Source organism: Bacillus cereus group sp. Bce019, assembly GCF_051781745.1.
GTDB lineage: Bacteria > Bacillota > Bacilli > Bacillales > Bacillaceae_G > Bacillus_A > Bacillus_A cereus.
On record NZ_JBPWJX010000010.1, the window covers coordinates 1 to 19,956 of the forward strand.

Genomic DNA, 19,956 nt, shown 5'->3' on the forward strand with positions numbered 1-19,956 from the left:
TTTTTCAGGATTATCAAAAAAGTCTCCGATAAGTTCCCAGTTTTCATTAAGATCATTAATTAACTTTGTTAAATTTCTTGACATTTGAAATTCGCCGCCTTTTCGTTTTTGGATGATATTGAATAAATGATTACTTTCAAATTACATGTGGCAACCTGAACTATGAGCACCAGAAAGGGCACCTACAGCAAGTTGGTCATTAATGCCTAATTGGTTAAGATCATCTAAATTACGAGAAATTAAAGCATGTCTTTCGATTTCGCTTAGTTCATATGTAGCTATTACTTTTTCAGGGTTATCAAAAAAGTCTCCGATAAGTTCCCAGTTTTCATTAAGATCATTAATTAACTTTGTTAAATTTCTTGACATTTGAAATTCGCCGCCTTTTCGTTTTTGGATGATATTGAATAAATGATTACTTTCAAATTACATGTGGCAACCTGAACTATGAGCACCAGAAAGGGCACCTACAGCAAGTTGGTCATTAATGCCTAATTGGTTAAGATCATCTAAATTACGAGAAATTAAAGCATGTCTTTCGATTTCGCTTAGTTCATATGTAGCTATTACTTTTTCAGGATTATCAAAAAAGTCTCCGATAAGTTCCCAGTTTTCATTAAGATCATTAATCAGTTGAATTAAATCCCTTGTCATTTCCGAGTCACCTCCTTGGTTTTAGGATATGGTAATTATAGGATGTATAGTCAACTATGTCAATATTCAGAAAGAAAAAAAGTTATTTCTTTTCTGAAAAATCATTCAAAAGGAAAATTCTGTTATTTAAAACCTGTATATTTTTTGAATAAAAGTGAAATGGTTATTAAATGTGTATTAAATGCTGTGTTTAAATCTTTGTGAAAGTTTTTCAATGAAAAGAGGTTGGGTTTATGTCTAATAAAAATCCAATTAATTGTTTTTCTGATACATTTATAATATTTTCTTAAAATATGAAAATGTTATTTGTTCTTTTGTTGAATATCTTTTACAAAACCCTATCGTCAAATGTTGAGAGGGACCTTGTTTTCTAGTATGATGAGAATAACGGGGAAAATACTAGGATGAAGAAGGTTTCAAGTCTATAACTTGGAGGAAAAGAATGAACAATCGTATTTTAGTAGTTGATGATGAGGAATTTATCTTAACTTTAATCGAATTTAATTTACAACAAGCTGGGTTTGAAGTTATAACAGCGATGGATGGAGAAATGGCGCTTCAAAAAGCGACAACAGAACGCCCAGATTTAATTATATTAGATTTAATGCTTCCGAAAATGGATGGTATGGAAGTGTGTAAAGAATTACGATTGCAGCGCGTTATGACGCCGATTTTAATGTTAACGGCAAAAGATGATGAGTTTGATAAGGTGCTAGGCCTTGAACTTGGGGCGGATGATTATATGACAAAGCCATTTAGTCCAAGAGAAGTTGTTGCTCGTGTGAAGGCGATTTTGCGTCGTACGAAATTACAACAAGAAGAACAAGTTGCAGAAGCGCCAGATGAAGATAGCATCACAATTGCAGAACTTAAAATTTTACCGGAATTTTATGAGGCTTATTTCCAAGGAAGAAAGCTTGAATTAACACCAAAAGAATTTGAACTACTTGTGTATCTTGCGAAAAATAAAAGTCGCGTGTTAACACGTGATCAATTACTAAGTGCTGTATGGAATTACGATTTTGCTGGTGATACACGAATTGTTGATGTTCATATTAGCCATTTGCGCGATAAAATTGAACAAAATACGAAAAAACCGACGTACATTAAAACGATACGTGGTTTAGGATATAAATTAGAGGAGCCAAAAGGGAATGAATAAATTTCGTTCCAGGCTTCTTTTTACATTTGTTTCTCTTATTGTATTTATTTTAGTTGGACTAGGTTTATTACTAGAAACTGTGTTTGAAAACTACTATATAGATCATGCTAAAGAGAGAATGGTAAAAGAGACAGAGTATGTTGCGACGTTAGCAGAAGAGCAAGGTTTTGATAATGTCTTAAAAAACCCATACGTATTTGAAAAGTTAGAAGAAAAAATACCAGCTTCTATCGTATTTTTGGATGAAAAAAAGAAAGTTCAATATAGAAAAGGACAAGAATTGGCATTTAGTCCAGAGACGATTAAAGAACTTTCTTCGGAAGTGGCAAAACAACGAAGTAAAGTGATTACGAAAGAAACGAATCGAAAGAATGAATTTTATCATGCGGTGTTCGTTCAAGATGTAGAAGGAAAACAAGGATACATTTTGGTGAAAAGTATAATTGATCCTTTAAGAGACGTACATCAAAAAACGTGGGGATTATTAATTATCGGATTTGTCATTGCTTGTCTCGTAGTTGTATTTTTAGGTATGAAAATTACAGGGCAATATATTAGGCCAATTGAATCGGTTACGAAAGTTGCAATTGAATTGGCAAAGGGTAATTATAAAGCACGTGCATACGAAAGTCATTCGGATGAAACTGGAATGCTGAGTAAAGCGATTAATATTTTAGCTCGAAATTTACAAGAGATGACACTTGAACAAGAAATGCAGCAAGATCGTCTGCATACGTTAATTGAAAATATGGGAAGCGGAATGATCTTAATTGATAGCCGAGGATATATAAACCTTGTAAACCGCTCTTATAAGGAAACTTTCCACGTAACAGATGAAGAATATTTAGATCGCTTATATTATGAATCGTTTCATCATACAGAAATTATTGAGCTTGTAGAAGAAATCTTTATGACAGAAGTGAAAGTGCGTAAACAAATGTTATTGCCACTTGGAATTGAACGGAAGCATTTCGAAGTATATGGAGCGCCGATTATCGGGACAAACCATGAATGGAAAGGGATTGTTCTCGTATTCCATGACATAACAGAGTTAAAGAAATTAGAACAAATGAGAAAAGACTTTTTAGCGAATGTTTCTCATGAATTAAAGACACCGATTACTTCTATTAAAGGTTTTTCAGAAACACTCTTAGACGGAGCGATGGATAATAAAAAATTCTGCGAACATTTCTTGCACATTATTTTAAAAGAAAGTGAGCGCATGCAAGGATTAATTGAAGATTTATTAGATTTGTCGAAGATCGAACAACAAGGATTTAAATTAAATATGGGAACCGTTGATATGAAGGGGCTGCTTGAAGATATTCATATGGTACTTGATAATAAAGCAGGAGAAAAAGAAATCTCTTTACAAGTGAATGTATTAAAACGTGCCTCTGTTATTGGAGATCCAAGTCGTTTGAAACAAATCTTTATTAATTTAATTAATAACGCAATCGTATATACACCGGCTGGAGGCGTTGTTTCAGTAGAGTTAGCGGAAGATAAATATAATGCTTATATAAAAGTATCGGATACTGGAATTGGTATTAGTAAAGAGGAAATTCCGCGTATTTTTGAACGTTTCTACCGGGTGGATAAAGCAAGAAGTAGAAATACTGGTGGTACCGGCCTTGGATTGTCGATCGTAAAGCATTTAGTTGAGGCGCATCAAGGTACGATTACAGTAGATAGTGAAGTTGGAGAAGGGACAACGTTTACAGTTGTTTTACCGAAATCAGCAACTGAAAAATAGGATGAAGGATGTTTACAATATATTAACAATGGCTTAATTAAATATTAATAAAGCTCTGTTAATATAATACATGAAAACCCCTTCATCCAAGGAGTAATTTTGGACGAGAATAGTTAAGCTGTTCTCGTCACTTCCCTTTATGCCAATATAAGTCTGTTTTATATATGAAAGAAATAGCCGTTATTTTTCTTCTCTCTATTAGTCATGTTAATATAGAGAGAGGAAAGGAACGGTTTTTTTCTGTGAAAAAAATCATTTCAAATTTGTATGGGGAGGTTTCAATTTTGGAAAAAAAGGTCGTATTAGTAGATGGTAATAATATCGCGTATCGTGCTTTCTTTGCACTACCGCTTTTAAATAACGACAAAGGTATACATACGAACGCAATTTACGGTTTTACAATGATGTTAATGAGAATATTAGAGGAAGAAAAGCCAACTCATATGTTAGTGGCGTTTGATGCAGGCAAAACAACGTTCCGTCATAAAACGTATAGTGAGTATAAAGGAGGACGTCAAAAGACTCCACCTGAATTATCAGAGCAGTTCCCGTTTATTCGTGAGATGCTGGATGCGTTCAATGTACCGCGTTATGAATTAGAAAATTATGAAGCGGATGACATCATGGGAACGTTAGCGAAAGAAGCGAGTGAGCAAGGGGCAAGTGTAAAAGTTATTTCAGGAGATAAAGATTTACTTCAACTTGTTTCTGATAACACGCTTGTATGTATTCCGCGAAAAGGGATTACAGAAGTGGATGAATATACGAAAGAAGCTTTATTTGAAAAATACAGCTTATCACCAAAGCAAATTATCGATATGAAAGGTTTAATGGGAGACCAGTCAGATAATATACCGGGTGTACCAGGAGTTGGTGAAAAAACGGCAATTAAATTGTTAACACAGTTTGGAACGGTTGAAGCGGTGTATGAAAATATAGATCAAGTAAGTGGGAAGAAATTAAAAGAAAAACTGGAAGAAAATAAAGAACAAGCTCTTATGAGTAAGGATCTTGCAACTATTATTACAGATGCGCCGATTACAGTTCATGTGGATGATATGGCGTATAAAGGATATGAAGCAAGTGATGTCATTCCAATGTTCGAGAGTTTAGGATTTACATCTCTTTTAAATAAATTAGGCGTTACGCCAGAAGAAACAGCTCCAGCTGAATTAGATGATATTACATTTGATATTGTGGAAGAAGTTACAGAAGAAATGCTTCAGCAAGATAGTGCGCTTATCGTTGAAGTACAAGAAGATAACTATCATAAAGCAGACATTCAAGGTTTCGGTATTCAAAATGAAAATGGATGTTACTTTATTCAGACAGACATTGCTCTTAAGTCAGATGCTTTTAAAGAGTGGCTTGCAGATGGAGAAATGAGAAAGCATACATTTGATGCGAAGCGTGCAATCGTTGCACTGAAATGGAATGGGATAGATATGCAAGGGATTGACTTTGATCTATTAATCGCTGCTTATTTACTTGACCCGGCTGATACAGATAAAGATTTCCGTACTGTAGCGAAAATGAAAGAAACGCATGCTGTGAAATCAGATGAAGAAGTTTACGGAAAAGGTGCGAAGCGTGCGGTTCCAGAGTTAGAGGTAGTCGCGGAGCATGTGGCTCGTAAAGTGCATGTATTATATGATGTAAAGCAAACATTCGTTGAAGAGTTAAAGAAGAATGAGCAATATGAACTGTTTACAGAATTAGAATTGCCGCTTGCACGTGTATTAGCTGATATGGAAGTAAAGGGTGTAAAAGTTGATACAGAGCGTCTTCGTAATATGGGAGAAGAACTTGCGGGTAGATTAAAGGAAATGGAACAGGAAATTTATAAGCTTGCGGGAACAGAATTTAATATTAATTCACCGAAGCAGCTTGGTGTTATTCTGTTTGAGAACTTAAACTTACCGGTTATTAAAAAGACGAAAACAGGTTATTCTACGTCAGCTGATGTACTAGATAAGCTTATGAATCACCATGAAATTATTCCAAATATTTTACATTATCGTCAATTAGGGAAACTAAATTCAACTTACATTGAAGGTTTACTGAAAGTTGTACATGAAGATTCATCTAAAATTCATACTCGCTTTAATCAAGTGTTAACGCAAACAGGTCGATTAAGTTCAACGGATCCGAACTTGCAAAATATCCCGATTCGATTAGAAGAAGGAAGAAAGATTCGTCAGGCATTTGTTCCATCAGAAGAAGGGTGGATTATGTATGCGGCTGATTATTCACAAATCGAACTGCGTGTATTAGCTCATATTGCAAATGATAAAGGGCTAGTTGAAGCGTTCCAACATGACATGGATATTCATACGAAAACAGCTATGGATGTATTTGGCGTTGAAAAAGATGAAGTAACTTCAAATATGAGACGACAAGCGAAAGCTGTTAACTTCGGAATTGTGTATGGTATTAGTGATTATGGTCTTTCACAAAACTTAGGAATTACAAGAAAAGCAGCAGCGGAATTTATTGAAAAGTATTTAGAAAGTTTCCCTGGTGTACAAGAATACATGGAGGACATCGTAAAAGATGCGAAACAAAAAGGATATGTAGCTACATTATTAAATCGTCGCCGTTATATTCCAGAAATTACGAGTCGTAATTTTAACTTGCGTAGCTTTGCTGAGCGTACAGCGATGAATACACCAATTCAAGGTACTGCAGCAGATATTATTAAAAAAGCGATGATTATTATGGCAGATCGTTTAAAAGAAGAAGGATTACAAGCGCGTCTTCTTCTGCAAGTACACGATGAATTAATATTTGAAACACCAAAAGAAGAAATCGAAAAATTAGAGCAGCTTGTACCTGAAGTAATGGAACATGCGATTGAACTTGCAGTTCCGCTGAAAGTTGATTATTCTTACGGTCCAACTTGGTACGACGCAAAATAAGGAAGTGATGAAATGCCTGAATTACCAGAGGTTGAAAACGTCAGACGGACACTTGAAAATCTTGTAACAGGAAAAACGATTGAAGATGTTATTGTTACTTATCCAAAAATAGTGAAACGACCGGATGATGCAGAAATCTTTAAAGAAATGCTAAAAGGCGAGAAGATTGAAAATATAAAGCGAAGAGGAAAGTTTTTGCTTTTATATGTAACGAATTATGTCATTGTTTCACATTTGCGTATGGAAGGTAAGTTTTTATTACATCAAGAGGATGAGCCGATTGATAAACATACGCACGTCCGTTTCTTATTTACAGATGGAACGGAATTACATTATAAAGATGTGAGAAAGTTTGGTACGATGCATCTCTTTAAGAAAGGTGAAGAAATGAACCAAATGCCTCTTGCTGACTTAGGTCCGGAGCCATTTGATGCTGAAATGACACCGCAGTATTTACAAGAAAGATTACAAAAGACAAATCGTAAAATAAAAGTTGTGCTACTGGACCAGCGTCTTTTAGTAGGGCTTGGAAATATATATGTAGATGAAGTTTTATTCCGTTCTCAAATTCATCCAGAACGAGAAGCTTCGTCTTTAACAGTAGAAGAAATTGAGCGAATTTATGAAGCTACCGTTACAACGCTAGGCGAAGCAGTAAAGCGTGGCGGAAGTACAATTCGGACGTATATCAACTCACAAGGGCAAATTGGTTCGTTCCAAGAACTCCTAAATGTATATGGGAAAAAAGGAGAGCCGTGCGTAACTTGTGGCACGATATTAGAAAAAACAGTTGTTGGCGGGCGAGGAACGCATTACTGCCCAATTTGTCAGCCTAGAATATAGAAAAGAGATAACATCGGATAGGCATTTGTCATATACATACAGCAGAGCTATGTATAAGGGAGGAGCTTACCGATGTACCTTTATTTATCTCTTATTTTATTAGCTTTTACATTAAGCTTAGATAGCTGTAGTGTAGGGCTAACATATGGTTTAAGAAGCGTAAGAATTCCACTAAGATCAATTATAATTATCGGAATGTGTTCAGCGGCTGTTATGCTTGTTTCAATGGGAATTGGACATATGATCGCGAAAGTATTTTCACCTGTTATCGCAACGCGTATCGGTGGGCTTGTTCTTATTGGAATAGGGATTTGGGTATTATATCAATTTTTTCGAAGTGAGAAAAAAGAAGAACCGAAGCAAGAGGAGAAGGTCTGGAAATTAGAGATTGCCTCGCTAGGCCTAGTGATTCAAATTTTACGGAAACCGACTGTTGCAGATTTTGATAAATCAGGCACCATTTCTGCAGGAGAAGCATTACTTCTTGGTATAGCTCTTTCTGTAGATTCATTTGGTGCCGGAATTGGTGCATCTTTATTAGGGTATGCACCCGCTATGATGGCGATATTAGTTGCAGTTATGAGTTCTTTGTTTTTATTTATTGGAATGAAACTTGGAACGGTTTTATCAAATATGAAGTGGTTACAAAAATTTACATTCCTGCCTGGAGTATTACTCATCATTATTGGAATTTGGAAAATGTAAGTATGGGCGTGGAACATTAGTTTCGCGCCTTTTATTATGAGGAGGATTATTATGACAGTAGTAATTGGATTAACGGGAGGCATTGCAAGCGGAAAAAGTACGGTATCAGAAATGTTTCGTGAACTGAGCATACCAGTTATTGATGCAGATATTATCGCAAGAGAAGTTGTAGAGCGAGGAAAACCAGCATATAACAAAATAGTAGAAGTATTTGGAACGGAAGTGTTACAAGAGGATGGAGAACTAGATCGTCCAAAACTAGGAAGTGTCGTTTTCTATAATGAAGAAAAACGATTGCAGTTAAATAAAATTGTTCATCCTGCAGTGCGTGAGGAAATGAATAGGCAAAAGGAAATGTACATAAAAGAAGGTATGCAAGCGGTTGTGTTAGATATTCCTCTCTTATTTGAAAGCAAATTAACAAGTCTCGTTGACCGCATTTTAGTTGTAGCGGTTAAGCCGCATACGCAATTAGAACGTTTAATGAAACGAAATAACTTTTTAGAAGAAGAAGCAACAGCTCGTATTCAATCTCAAATGCCGTTAGAAGAAAAAATGAAAAATGCAGATGAAGTGATAAATAATGATGGCACAATTATGGGAACGAAAACACAATTGCAGGTAATTTTAAAAAAATGGAACATTATTGACTAAAAAATTGTGAAATTAATGAAAATGCTTAGTGACATATCCCCTTTTTGTGTTATACTATTATTGGGATTGGAGATAAATAGTATAACGCATTCAAGGGGGATAACATATTATGACTCGTGTGGCAATTAATGGATTTGGACGTATTGGGAGAATGGTATTTCGTCAAGCAATAAAAGAAAGCGCATTCGAAATTGTAGCAATCAATGCAAGCTATCCATCTGAAACGTTAGCGCACTTAATTAAATATGATACAGTTCATGGCAAGTTTGACGGAACAGTAGAAGCATTTGAAGATCACTTATTAGTTGATGGAAAAATGATTCGCCTTTTAAACAACCGCGATCCAAAGGAATTGCCTTGGACAGATTTAGGTGTTGAAGTTGTAATTGAAGCAACTGGTAAATTTAATTCGAAAGAAAAAGCAATTCTTCACGTTGAAGCTGGAGCGAAAAAAGTTATTTTAACAGCGCCTGGTAAAAATGAAGATGTAACAATTGTGGTTGGTGTGAACGAAGACCAATTAGATATTACAAAACATACTGTTATTTCAAATGCATCTTGTACAACAAATTGTTTAGCGCCTGTTGTGAAGGTGTTAGATGAGCGGTTTGGAATTGAAAACGGTTTAATGACGACAGTTCACGCTTATACAAATGACCAAAAAAATATTGATAACCCACATAAAGATTTAAGAAGAGCACGTGCTTGCGGACAATCAATCATTCCGACAACGACAGGTGCTGCGAAAGCGCTAGCAAAAGTTCTTCCACAATTAAACGGAAAACTTCATGGTATGGCACTTCGTGTACCAACACCAAACGTGTCTCTTGTTGATTTAGTAGTAGATGTAAAACGCGATGTGACAGTTGAAGCTATTAACGATGCATTCAAAACTGTTGCAAACGGTGCTTTAAAAGGTATTGTAGAATTCAGCGAAGAACCTTTAGTATCTATCGACTTTAATACAAATACACATTCAGCTATTATCGATGGTTTATCTACAATGGTAATGGGTGATCGTAAAGTGAAAGTACTTGCTTGGTATGATAACGAGTGGGGCTACTCTCGTCGTGTTGTAGATCTTGTAACGTTAGTTGTTGAAGAGTTAGCGAAACAAGAAAATGTGCAACACATTTAAGTGAATAAGGGAGGAGAGGGCAAGGTAATATTTGCCCTCTTTTTTTAATTTTTTCTGAAAAGGAAAAAAATTATATAAGTATATTTTAAAAAGTGGACATACCACGAAACGTTGTGATTACTGCATTTGTGAATCGTTTATTTTTTTTAGGGAAAAGTAAAGAGGAAAATATGACAGAAAATCGAAAAAACTGTTGTTGCAAAATGAAAATAAACAAAGTATACTAACACTCGTAAACTTAAGAGCTGAGGTACGTAGTCACTACTTAAAGGGTTAGGACCTCTCTGGACTAACTTTCCCCCGTGGTAGTGGAGCAAGCCAAATTGCAAATTAGTTTTCAATTCGAACAGTTAGAATAAATTTACAAGGGGGAACTGTAGAATGGATACTATGGATACGATGGGTCGTCACGTGATCGCTGAACTTTGGGATTGCGATTTCGACAAGCTTAATGACATGCCGTATATTGAACAATTATTTGTGGATGCAGCACTAAGAGCTGGTGCTGAAGTGCGTGAGGTTGCTTTCCATAAATTTGCACCACAAGGTGTAAGTGGAGTAGTAATTATCTCGGAATCACATTTAACAATTCATAGCTTTCCGGAGCACGGTTACGCAAGTATTGATGTTTATACTTGTGGGGATCGTATTGATCCAAATGTTGCTGCAGAATATATTGCAGAAGGTTTAAACGCGAAAACGCGTGAGAGCATCGAGCTTCCTCGAGGCACTGGTAGCTTCGAAATTAAGCAGAGAGAAACAAAAGCTCTTTAAAAAAGAACATAATTGATTTAAAATGTAAAGAGGTGTATAATGCACCTCTTTTTTAGTTTATAAAAAAGGGAAAATATAACGTACTTGTTAGTTGAATAAATTGGACTCTTGCAAATGAGGTAGTGCCCTATATACCATCTTATTTTTAAGGATGAGATGATAAAATAATGCGCTGAAACTTAAAGTGGTAAGAGAGTTAAAATGAGTTATATAATAATGTGTATATATTGTCAGATGAAGTAAGTAGAGAAAAAATAAAGAGTATAGTGTAAAGGAGTGAATGAATTGCGTTGTCCATCCTGTTCTCATAATGGTACAAGAGTGTTAGATTCGCGTCCGGTAGACGAGGGGCGCTCTATTCGAAGAAGAAGAGAGTGTGAAAGCTGCTTAAGTCGCTTTACGACCTTTGAAAGGGTAGAAGAGTCACCTCTTATCGTTGTAAAAAAAGAAGGCACACGAGAAGAGTTTAATAAAGAAAAGATTTTACGCGGTTTAATTAAAGCGTGTGAAAAAAGACCAGTATCTTTAAGACAATTAGAAGAAGTAACACAAAGCGTGGAACGTGAACTGCGTAATTTAGGTATATCAGAAGTGAAAAGTGATATGATTGGTGAAATTGTTATGGAAGAACTTCGCGATATTGATGATGTTGCTTACGTACGTTTTGCTTCTGTATATCGTCAATTTAAAGATTTAAATGTATTTATTGAAGAATTAAAAGATATACTGCAAAAAGAAAGAGAGTAGAAGTTGTATTTTATTCTCTTTACATACCGTAAGTAATAGGATAAGAGAGCTAGAAGCGCAAGCTAATAGCTCTTTTTCACTAAGAATTTATATAATGAAGATAGAACGAATGAAGTAGAGGATAGATTGGATGAGAGAAAGGAAAAGCAAGAATGGAAAAACAGTCATGGATGGAGCTATTGCCGATTGATCGTTATAAAGTAAGTGCGAAAGGACTACTGCACAATTACGACCGAAAAGTGTTAACGATGTTGTATCAGCCGTTAATAGGTAGTAGAGCTTTTAGCTTATACATGACACTATGGGGAGAGCTTGAGCAAGATCGTGTATTTGGAAAAGAGAATACGCATCATTCCCTTATGGTGACTATGCAAATGCAACTTCCTGAAGTATATGAGGAACGAGTAAAGTTAGAGGCAATTGGGCTTTTGAAGGTATATATTAAGAAAGAAAAAGATATTCGAATGTTCATATATGAGTTGCAACCACCTTTATCTCCGAAGCAGTTTTTTGATGATATTGTTTTAAGTATCTTTTTATACAATCGATTGAGCAGGGCAAAATATAATCAAGTAAAGCAATATTTCTTAGAAGAAGAATTTGATTTTGCTTCTTATGAAAATGTTACGCGTTCTTTCAATGATGTGTTTGGTTCGTTTAATCCAGGACAGCTTGAGCATGCGCAAGAAGACCTTCGTATTCCAAAAACGACAACTATGCCAAGTAACGAGAAGGGAGACGCTCCGAAAGTTTGGAATGATTTCTTTGATTTCTCTTTATTTGTAGATGGATTGTCCGCTCTTGTTCCTAAAAAGGCGATTACAGATCAAGTGAGAGACTGCGTTATAACACTTGCTTACGTGTACGGTGTAGATGTGTTATCGATGCAAAATATCGTTCTTGGTGCAGTGACAGAGATGCAAACAATTGATATGGAAAGGCTTAGAAAAGGAGCGCGCGATTGGTATCAATTTGAAAATGGTCAAGCATTACCGGTATTAAGTGAAAGAGTACAGCCTCATGCTGCACGTACGATGAAAGAGAAAGAGCCTTCATCGCAAGAGGAGATGCTAATAAAGCAGCTAGAGGAAATCTCACCAAAACAACTATTGAAAGAGATTTCTGGTGGTGCAGAGGCAACGAAAGCGGACTTGCAGATCGTTGAAGATGTCATGATTAATCAAAAATTGACACCAGGAGTTGTGAATGTACTTATTTATTACGTTATGCTACGCTCAGATATGAAACTTGCGAAAACGTATGTCGAGAAGATTGCTGGGCATTGGGCACGTAAAAAGGTCGGTACAGTAGCGGACGCGATGGCGTTAGCGAAAGAAGAGAACCGTCAATATCAAGAGTGGGCTGAGACGAAGAAAAAAGGCCGTACGGCGAAGAAAACGGTGCGGAAAGAAATGGTGCCAGATTGGCTTAAGGAAGAAGAGCCGAAAGAACAAGAGAAAGAAACAGTGAAGAAAGATGTAAGTGTAGAAAAAGATGCAAGTACGCTAGAAGATGAACGAAAACGACTAGAAGAAGTGTTAAAAAAATATAAGCGTGATTAATAGAAGAGAATGAACGCTCTTTGAGGTGAGAAAATGGAGCATATTCAAAATTCATTTGCAAAATTAATGGAAAATGAAAACTTTAAAAATAGATATGAAGTATTAAAGGCAGAAGTAATGGCGCATCCGCGTGTGAAAGAATTTATAGATGAACATAAGGGTGAAGTAACGACTTCTATGATTGAGCGCAGTCTTGTGAAGTTATATGAATATATTGGACAAAGTGTAGGTTGCGTGGATTGTCCGGATTTAGGCTCATGTAAAAATATGCTACAAGGGTACGAGCCAAAGCTTGTTATTCAAGGGAAGATGATTGATATTCAATACGATCGCTGCGTTAGAAAAGTAGCGCATGACGAGAGAAAGAAATATGAAAAACTTGTTCAAAGTGTATATATGCCAACGGATATTTTACAGGCAACTATGGAAAACTTAGATCCTTCTGATTTAAATGCACGTATCGATGCGATTGGTGCAGCGAATGAATTTTTAAGTACATATGAACCAGGTAAAAAAGCACAAGGTTTATATTTGTACGGTAAATTTGGTGTAGGAAAAACGTATTTGTTAGGAGCAATAGCGAACGAGCTTGCTCGAAAGAAAATAAGTTCGATGCTCGTATACTTCCCGGAATTTTTACGTGAAATTAAAAGTTCAATTCAAGATAATTCGATTGGTGAGAAGATTGATGCGGTTAAACGCGTACAAGTTTTAATGTTAGATGATATCGGGGCAGAAGCGATGTCAAGCTTTGTCCGTGACGATGTACTCGGTGCAATCTTACAATTCCGTATGTTAGAAAACTTACCGACGTTCTTTACGTCTAATTTTGATTTTAAACAACTGGAACACCATTTAACGTATACGCAGCGTGGCGAGGCTGAAGAAATGAAGGCAGCACGTATTATGGAACGAATTAAATATTTAGCGAAACCAATTCCGATTGGTGGGAAAAACCGTCGTCATAAGTAAAAGAGCAAGCTGAGAAGCTTGCTCTTTTGTATTATAGTGATATTTTCTTTTCAAATATGAGGTCGAAATATTCAGGTTGTCCAGAACTGCCAATCGTAGGGGCAACAATCTGTACGAACCTCCAGCCATTTCTAGCATGTTCTTGAATAATTTCTTGGTAGTCTTCAGCTGGTTTTGAGCGAGTGAACCCCCAATGTAATTCGACTTTTACGAATTTATATTCAAACATTCGGATACCCCCTTTTATTGATAAGTAAAGTATACAATAAAAATTCATAGTAGCTTGTATCATTTTTTTCTCCCTCCCTTAATATATATAAAATTAGCAAGCCATATTGAGTGGATTTTCTAACGATAGGAAATGTAATTCTACTAAGAGTGAACTTCACGCGGAACGGACTCTTATAGGATTTGTAACGTATAGATACAGTCCTTTAGAGCGGGGATAAAAGGGGGGACAAAAGTGATTGAAATTTGCTTCGAAGAAAAAAATGATGCTATGCACGTATATAGACAATTGCTGAAAAGAGCGGAAATATTATATAAGGAAACGAGTGTGTATTTACAGGAACAAAAAGTGGTGATTCACATACCAGTACGTGAATCGAATTATATTGAAAAGATCTTATTGCCAGTAATGGTGTATTTCATTGTGAATGTGAAACAAAATGAGTGGATTTATACGATTTTAAAAGAAAAGTTTTTTTATGAAGAACAAGAAGAGTGTCATCAAATATTGCACATGGCACATGAGATTTTAAAGGGAAGAAGAAAAGGTGTAGCTCAGGATTTAACGCGTAACGCATTTGAGTCATATATTAAGTCTTCTTTAAATAATTGGCTTTGTGATCCGCTCTCATTCTCGTTTTCATCATATATCCGTTTTCGTCTTCGTACATATAGGGAAATGGTAGCTAAACTTGCGGAAGTGGCAATTGATGAATATAAGATGGAGCAAGAATACCAAATGTTCATTGAGACGCTTCGGCAACAAGTAAGTAGCCGTAAATCACGTTTGTCTTGCATGCATCTTATTTTTGATGAAAGCTTTATCTTTTATGATGATAAAGGTAGACGTTTAAAACAGGAGAAGTTGGTCCAATATATAGATGAGGAATTATTAAAGCAAAATGATGTATATATTGATACGAAAGTAATTGCGCCGCTTCTTTCTATTTCGCCCAAAAAGATTTATTTATATACGAAAGAACAAGACCATAATATGATAATTACTTTGCGAAATGTGTTCCAAGAACGGGTCCAATTACATGGATTACATGATTTTGAGCGCAATGTGAAAAATTTAAAAAATAAAGGTAACGCCCTTGATTTTCTAAGTTTTTGAGCATATAATTACCTACATAAATGAAATATATTGAAATGTCATGATGAGGACATGAGTAGTTTTCTACGATTTTCAGAGAGGGAAGCCTTAGGGTGTGAGCTTCCTAGTACGGGATTATTACTTACCACCTCTAAACTTTAGCAGTGAACGGTTTTTCTAGTAATTGCTAACGGACAACACCGTTATGTTGAACTTGAGCAATTAACAATTATGTTAATTGGAACAAGGGTGGAACCACGAATTCAACACTCGTCCCTTTTTACGGGATGAGTGTTTTTTATTTTGAGAAAAAGAGGAGTGACCAGTGATGGCAGATGTAGTCAAAATTACTTTCCCTGATGGAGCTGTTAAGGAGTTTCCAAAAGGCGTAACAACTGAAGAAATCGCAGCTTCTATTAGCCCAGGCTTAAAGAAAAAAGCTGTAGCTGGAAAATTAAACAATGAGATGATCGATCTTGTTACACCAATCGAAGAAGATGGTGCAGTTTCTATCATTACATTAGATTCTGAAGATGGCCTATATATTTTACGCCATTCAACAGCCCACCTTTTAGCACAAGCGTTAAAACGTTTATATAAAGATGTTAAGGTTGAGCTCGGCATTGGTCCAGTAATTGAAAATGGCTTCTACTACGATATTGATATGGAAGAAGCAATTACAGTTGAAGACTTCAAGAAAATCGAAAAAGAAATGCAAAAAATCGTGAATGAGAACTTAGAAATCGTTCGTCATGAAGTACCACGTGCAGAAGCAATTCGTCGCTTTGAAGAAATCGGCGATGAGTTAAAATTAGATTTAATTAACGATCTTCCAGAAGATGCAGTTATTTCAATCTATGAGCAAGGCGAATTCTTCGACCTTTGTCGTGGTGTTCACCTTCCATCTACAGGGAAAATAAAAGTGTTTAAATTATTAAGCGTTGCAGGTGCTTACTGGCGCGGCGATAGCAATAATAAAATGCTACAACGTATTTACGGTACTGCATTCGTTAAAAAAGCGGAATTAGATGAGCACTTACGTATGCTTGAAGAAGCGAAAGAGCGCGATCACCGTAAATTAGGTAAAGAATTAAAACTATTTACTAATAGCCAAAAAGTAGGACAAGGTTTACCACTTTGGTTACCAAAGGGTGCAACAATTCGTCGTATTATCGAGCGTTATATCGTTGATAAAGAAGCAAGCTTAGGCTATGATCACGTATATACTCCAGTACTAGGAAGCAGAGAGCTTTATGAAACTTCTGGTCACTGGAACCACTACCGTGATGGCATGTTCCCATCAATGGAAATGGATAACGAAGAATTAGTTCTTCGTCCAATGAACTGTCCTCATCATATGATGGTTTATAAAAATGATATTCACAGCTACCGTGAATTACCAATCCGTATTGCGGAACTTGGAACAATGCACCGTTATGAAATGTCAGGTGCGTTATCTGGATTACAACGTGTACGCGGAATGACTTTAAACGATGCGCATATTTTCGTTCGTCCAGATCAAATTAAAGAAGAGTTAAAACGTGTTGTAAACTTAACTCTAGAAGTGTACAAAGATTTCGGTTTAGAGAACTACTCATTCCGTCTATCTTACCGCGACCCAGCAGATACTAAAAAGTATTATGCGGATGATGAGATGTGGGAAAAAGCACAAGGTATGTTAAAAGAAGCTATGGATGAAATGGGTCTTGATTACTATGAAGCTGAAGGTGAAGCGGCATTCTACGGTCCAAAACTTGACGTTCAAGTTCGTACTGCTCTTGGAAAAGACGAAACACTTTCAACTGTACAATTAGACTTCTTGCTTCCAGAACGCTTTGAATTATCATACGTTGGTGAAGACGGTAAACAACATCGTCCAGTTGTAATTCACCGTGGTGTTGTATCAACTATGGAACGTTTTGTAGCCTTCTTAATTGAAGAATACAAAGGTGCATTCCCAACATGGTTAGCTCCAGTTCAAGTACAAGTAATTCCAGTTTCTCCGCAAGTACATTTAGACTATGCGAAGAAAGTACAAGACGAATTGCGTCGTGCTGGTATCCGTGTTGAATTAGACACTCGTGAAGAGAAGATCGGTTACAAAATCCGTGAAGCACAAATGCAAAAAATTCCGTACATGCTTGTAGTAGGTGACAATGAAGTAACTGAAAACGGCGTAAACGTACGTAAATATGGTGAACAAAAATCAGAAACAATCGCATTAGATGCTTTTGTTGACATGATTAAAGTAGAAGGAAAACGATAAGAAAAAGCCGCGGTATACCGCGGCTTTTTTATGTAATATACTTGAGGAAAATTAGAAAAAATAACCATGTAACACTTATCATAAAAAAGTATTGCAAGTATGTTAGTTGTTTGTTACAATATTTCTTGTTGTTAGTAAAACACATCGCGTCTTCTTGACAGACGTCATGTCCTATGATAAACTCATCAAGGATAATAGAATATTGTTTTGTGGAACAAGTAGAAGCACCCGCTTCTCACCTGATGGACGCATTCGCAGTTAACAGGTAAATGTATTTCTTACTTAAGATTTTACAAGTGTGGGTGTCGTATGCCCGCACTTTTTTTGTTCGGGTTCTATGACTACAAAATATGTTCTGAGAAAACCTTGGAGGTGGCTTACTATTAGCAAGGATATGATGATTAACGAGCAAATTCGTGCACGTGAAGTACGTTTAGTTGGCGCAAATGGCGATCAACTTGGAATCAAGTCTCGTAATGACGCTTTAGACTTAGCTGCAAATCTTAATCTTGATTTAGTATTAGTTGCTCCAAATGCGAAACCGCCAGTATGCCGCATTATGGACTACGGTAAATTCCGCTTTGAGCAACAGAAGAAAGAAAAAGAGCAGCGCAAAAATCAAAAAGTAATTAGCATGAAAGAAGTTCGTTTAAGTCCAACAATTGATGAACACGACTTTAACACAAAACTTCGTAATGCTATCAAGTTTTTAGAGAAAGGCGACAAGGTTAAAGCATCAATTCGCTTTAAAGGACGTGCCATTACTCATAAAGAAATCGGTCAACGTGTTTTAGATCGCTTCTCAGAAGCTTGTGCTGAAGTTAGCACAGTTGAATCTAAGCCTAAAATGGAAGGACGCAGTATGTTCTTAGTTTTAGCACCGAAAAACGATAAGTAATAGATAGAGGAGGAAATACCTATGCCTAAACAAAAAACTCATCGCGGCGCTGCAAAGCGTTTCAAAAAGACTGGATCAGGTAAACTGAAACGTTCTCACGCTTACACAAGCCATTTATTCGCTAACAAATCTACAAAAGCTAAACGTAAACTACGTAAAGCTGGTGTAGTAAGCGCTGGTGACTTCAAACGCATTCGTCAAATGCTTGACAACTTAAAATAAGTTCGGCTGATATATAGAACAATTAGGAGGTAATATTATGCCAAGAGTAAAAGGTGGTACAGTTACTCGTCAACGTCGTAAAAAAGTAATTAAATTAGCAAAAGGTTACTACGGTTCAAAAAATACATTATTCAAGGTTGCTAACCAACAGGTTATGAAATCTCTAATGTATGCATTCCGTGACCGCCGTCAAAAGAAACGTGACTTCCGTAAATTATGGATTACACGTATCAACGCAGCAGCTCGTATGAATGGTCTTTCTTACAGCCGCTTAATGCACGGTCTTAAAAATGCTGGCATCGAAGTTAACCGCAAGATGCTTGCTGACTTAGCTGTTCATGACGAAAAAGCTTTCGCTGAATTAGCAACAGTTGCAAAAAACAACATTAACTAATTAATTAGTTGAAACCTTAGAAGAATTTTCTTCTAAGGTTTTTTTATTTGTATTCAAATAGAAGTTAGAAGTGAAAGAAATTCTAAAGATTAACGGCTATGTTGTTATCAATATGACAAAATCAATATAAAAGTTATAGCAGTATAGAAGAATATACATATGAAGTCAGGAGAATACTCCTGGCTTTTTTCAATTCTGCTCGTTTGGAAAGAAGAGTATCTTTCCTAGCTGAAACGACACTGCTATAATGGAAAGATGATATGGAACTTTCATCAGATGAACAATTTAAGAGCGATGACTGAAACGTATTTGTAAATTAAGGACAAGCTATTTTATAAAGAGTTAGATAGCTGACTTATTCATAAGAACTGAAACATAATAATGAACTTTGAGATGAAACAACATTGTTGCGTAAAATGCGATGTTGGAGGAGGACAATAGAATGGACTTACTACAACTATTTAAATTACAAAAAGAATTAGATGACCGTATTGCAAAAGAACATGACTTACAACCGAAAAAATTGTTAAAAGAAAAAATGTTAGCTCTTCTTGTAGAAATTGGAGAACTTGCAAATGAAACACGTTGTTTTAAATATTGGAGCAACAAACCAGCATCAGAACGTGAAGTAATATTAGAAGAATACGTAGATGGTTTGCATTTTATTTTATCAATCGGAATTGATTTAGGTATTGATAAAAACTTCCTATTCTATAAATGTGCACAGACGAATAAAACACAAGTGGAAATTTTCTTAGACACATATGCGAAAGTAATTCGTTTTACAGATCAACCATCTATTACAAACTATATTGAATTATTTACGAGCTATCTTCGACTTGGACAAGCACTTGAATTTGAACAAGAAGAGATTGAAAAAGCATATTTAGATAAAAATGAAGTAAATCATCAGCGTCAAACACAAGGATACTAATTTAATTTTTGAATATTTCAATTTAATTATTGT

The 19,956-nt window shown here is 35.9% G+C and carries 20 protein-coding genes and 2 other annotated features; of the genes, 17 read left to right on the forward strand and 3 right to left on the reverse strand.

What is annotated here, in order from left to right; genetic code table 11:
- Positions 1 to 141: 141 nt before the first annotated feature.
- A complete protein-coding gene (locus ACS2QP_RS15095) occupies positions 142 to 369 on the reverse strand; it encodes a hypothetical protein (RefSeq protein WP_375369978.1) in 228 nt (75 codons plus the stop codon).
- Positions 370 to 426: 57 nt separating this feature from the next.
- Entirely contained in the window at positions 427 to 654 is a 228-nt protein-coding gene (locus tag ACS2QP_RS15100) for a hypothetical protein (RefSeq protein WP_438882570.1), read from the reverse strand.
- Between the two features lie 442 nt (positions 655 to 1,096).
- Between ACS2QP_RS15100 and phoP the strand changes: the two genes are divergently transcribed.
- From phoP to dnaI, 11 genes are all read left to right on the forward strand, one after another.
- Positions 1,097 to 1,816, forward strand: a complete 720-nt coding sequence (gene phoP, locus ACS2QP_RS15105; RefSeq protein WP_001065220.1) for a two-component system response regulator PhoP — start codon at positions 1,097 to 1,099, stop codon at positions 1,814 to 1,816.
- Positions 1,809 to 3,572 carry a sensory box histidine kinase PhoR gene (gene phoR, locus ACS2QP_RS15110; protein ID WP_098218435.1) on the forward strand — a complete coding sequence of 588 codons (1,764 nt, stop codon included), beginning with the start codon at positions 1,809 to 1,811 and terminating at the stop codon, positions 3,570 to 3,572. Before phoP ends, phoR begins: the two co-directional genes overlap by 8 nt.
- A 284-nt stretch (positions 3,573 to 3,856) precedes the next feature.
- The gene (gene polA / locus ACS2QP_RS15115; protein WP_153581602.1) at positions 3,857 to 6,490 is read left to right on the forward strand and encodes a DNA polymerase I; all 2,634 of its coding nucleotides are present in this window, start codon (positions 3,857 to 3,859) and stop codon (positions 6,488 to 6,490) included.
- A 12-nt stretch (positions 6,491 to 6,502) separates the two neighbouring features.
- Positions 6,503 to 7,333: a DNA-formamidopyrimidine glycosylase gene (mutM, locus tag ACS2QP_RS15120; protein ID WP_001114478.1), complete on the forward strand. Its 831-nt coding sequence runs from the start codon at positions 6,503 to 6,505 to the stop codon at positions 7,331 to 7,333.
- A 72-nt stretch (positions 7,334 to 7,405) separates the two neighbouring features.
- The gene (gene ytaF / locus ACS2QP_RS15125; protein WP_000281744.1) at positions 7,406 to 8,038 is read left to right on the forward strand and encodes a sporulation membrane protein YtaF; all 633 of its coding nucleotides are present in this window, start codon (positions 7,406 to 7,408) and stop codon (positions 8,036 to 8,038) included.
- 51 nt (positions 8,039 to 8,089) lie between these two features.
- The gene (coaE, locus tag ACS2QP_RS15130) at positions 8,090 to 8,692 is read left to right on the forward strand and encodes a dephospho-CoA kinase (RefSeq protein ID WP_438882571.1); all 603 of its coding nucleotides are present in this window, start codon (positions 8,090 to 8,092) and stop codon (positions 8,690 to 8,692) included.
- A 109-nt stretch (positions 8,693 to 8,801) separates the two neighbouring features.
- Complete coding sequence (locus ACS2QP_RS15135) at positions 8,802 to 9,830, forward strand: glyceraldehyde-3-phosphate dehydrogenase (protein ID WP_438882572.1); 1,029 nt, start codon at positions 8,802 to 8,804, stop codon at positions 9,828 to 9,830.
- Between the two features lie 390 nt (positions 9,831 to 10,220).
- Positions 10,221 to 10,604, forward strand: a complete 384-nt coding sequence (speD, locus tag ACS2QP_RS15140) for an adenosylmethionine decarboxylase (RefSeq protein WP_002003660.1) — start codon at positions 10,221 to 10,223, stop codon at positions 10,602 to 10,604.
- A gap of 285 nt (positions 10,605 to 10,889) precedes the next feature.
- Positions 10,890 to 11,351 carry a transcriptional regulator NrdR gene (gene nrdR, locus ACS2QP_RS15145; RefSeq protein ID WP_001203687.1) on the forward strand — a complete coding sequence of 154 codons (462 nt, stop codon included), beginning with the start codon at positions 10,890 to 10,892 and terminating at the stop codon, positions 11,349 to 11,351.
- A gap of 152 nt (positions 11,352 to 11,503) precedes the next feature.
- Positions 11,504 to 12,913, forward strand: coding sequence for a replication initiation and membrane attachment family protein (locus ACS2QP_RS15150; protein ID WP_063537637.1), 1,410 nt, complete (start codon positions 11,504 to 11,506; stop codon positions 12,911 to 12,913).
- 33 nt (positions 12,914 to 12,946) lie between these two features.
- A complete protein-coding gene (gene dnaI, locus ACS2QP_RS15155; RefSeq protein WP_000400104.1) occupies positions 12,947 to 13,885 on the forward strand; it encodes a primosomal protein DnaI in 939 nt (312 codons plus the stop codon).
- 31 nt (positions 13,886 to 13,916) lie between these two features.
- On the opposite strand, the gene ACS2QP_RS15160 is transcribed toward dnaI, so the two are convergent.
- Positions 13,917 to 14,114, reverse strand: a complete 198-nt coding sequence (locus ACS2QP_RS15160; RefSeq protein WP_000464458.1) for a DUF4177 domain-containing protein — start codon at positions 14,112 to 14,114, stop codon at positions 13,917 to 13,919.
- Positions 14,115 to 14,348: 234 nt separating this feature from the next.
- Here ACS2QP_RS15160 and ytxC point away from each other — a divergent pair, with 234 nt between their 5' ends.
- From ytxC to ACS2QP_RS15190, 6 genes are all read left to right on the forward strand, one after another.
- Positions 14,349 to 15,230 (forward strand): putative sporulation protein YtxC, encoded by an 882-nt coding sequence (gene ytxC, locus ACS2QP_RS15165; RefSeq protein WP_063537635.1) that lies wholly within the window; start codon positions 14,349 to 14,351, stop codon positions 15,228 to 15,230.
- 31 nt (positions 15,231 to 15,261) lie between these two features.
- Positions 15,262 to 15,490, forward strand: a binding site (T-box leader).
- 47 nt (positions 15,491 to 15,537) lie between these two features.
- Complete coding sequence (gene thrS, locus ACS2QP_RS15170) at positions 15,538 to 17,475, forward strand: threonine--tRNA ligase (protein ID WP_438882573.1); 1,938 nt, start codon at positions 15,538 to 15,540, stop codon at positions 17,473 to 17,475.
- A gap of 210 nt (positions 17,476 to 17,685) precedes the next feature.
- Positions 17,686 to 17,806, forward strand: a sequence feature (ribosomal protein L20 leader region).
- Positions 17,807 to 17,869: 63 nt separating this feature from the next.
- Complete coding sequence (gene infC, locus ACS2QP_RS15175) at positions 17,870 to 18,373, forward strand: translation initiation factor IF-3 (protein WP_000973215.1); 504 nt, start codon at positions 17,870 to 17,872, stop codon at positions 18,371 to 18,373.
- Between the two features lie 21 nt (positions 18,374 to 18,394).
- Positions 18,395 to 18,595, forward strand: a complete 201-nt coding sequence (gene rpmI, locus ACS2QP_RS15180; protein ID WP_001125945.1) for a 50S ribosomal protein L35 — start codon at positions 18,395 to 18,397, stop codon at positions 18,593 to 18,595.
- Between the two features lie 37 nt (positions 18,596 to 18,632).
- Complete coding sequence (gene rplT, locus ACS2QP_RS15185; protein ID WP_001138362.1) at positions 18,633 to 18,989, forward strand: 50S ribosomal protein L20; 357 nt, start codon at positions 18,633 to 18,635, stop codon at positions 18,987 to 18,989.
- 442 nt (positions 18,990 to 19,431) lie between these two features.
- A complete protein-coding gene (locus ACS2QP_RS15190) occupies positions 19,432 to 19,923 on the forward strand; it encodes a dUTP diphosphatase (protein ID WP_000365050.1) in 492 nt (163 codons plus the stop codon).
- Positions 19,924 to 19,956: the final 33 nt, after the last annotated feature.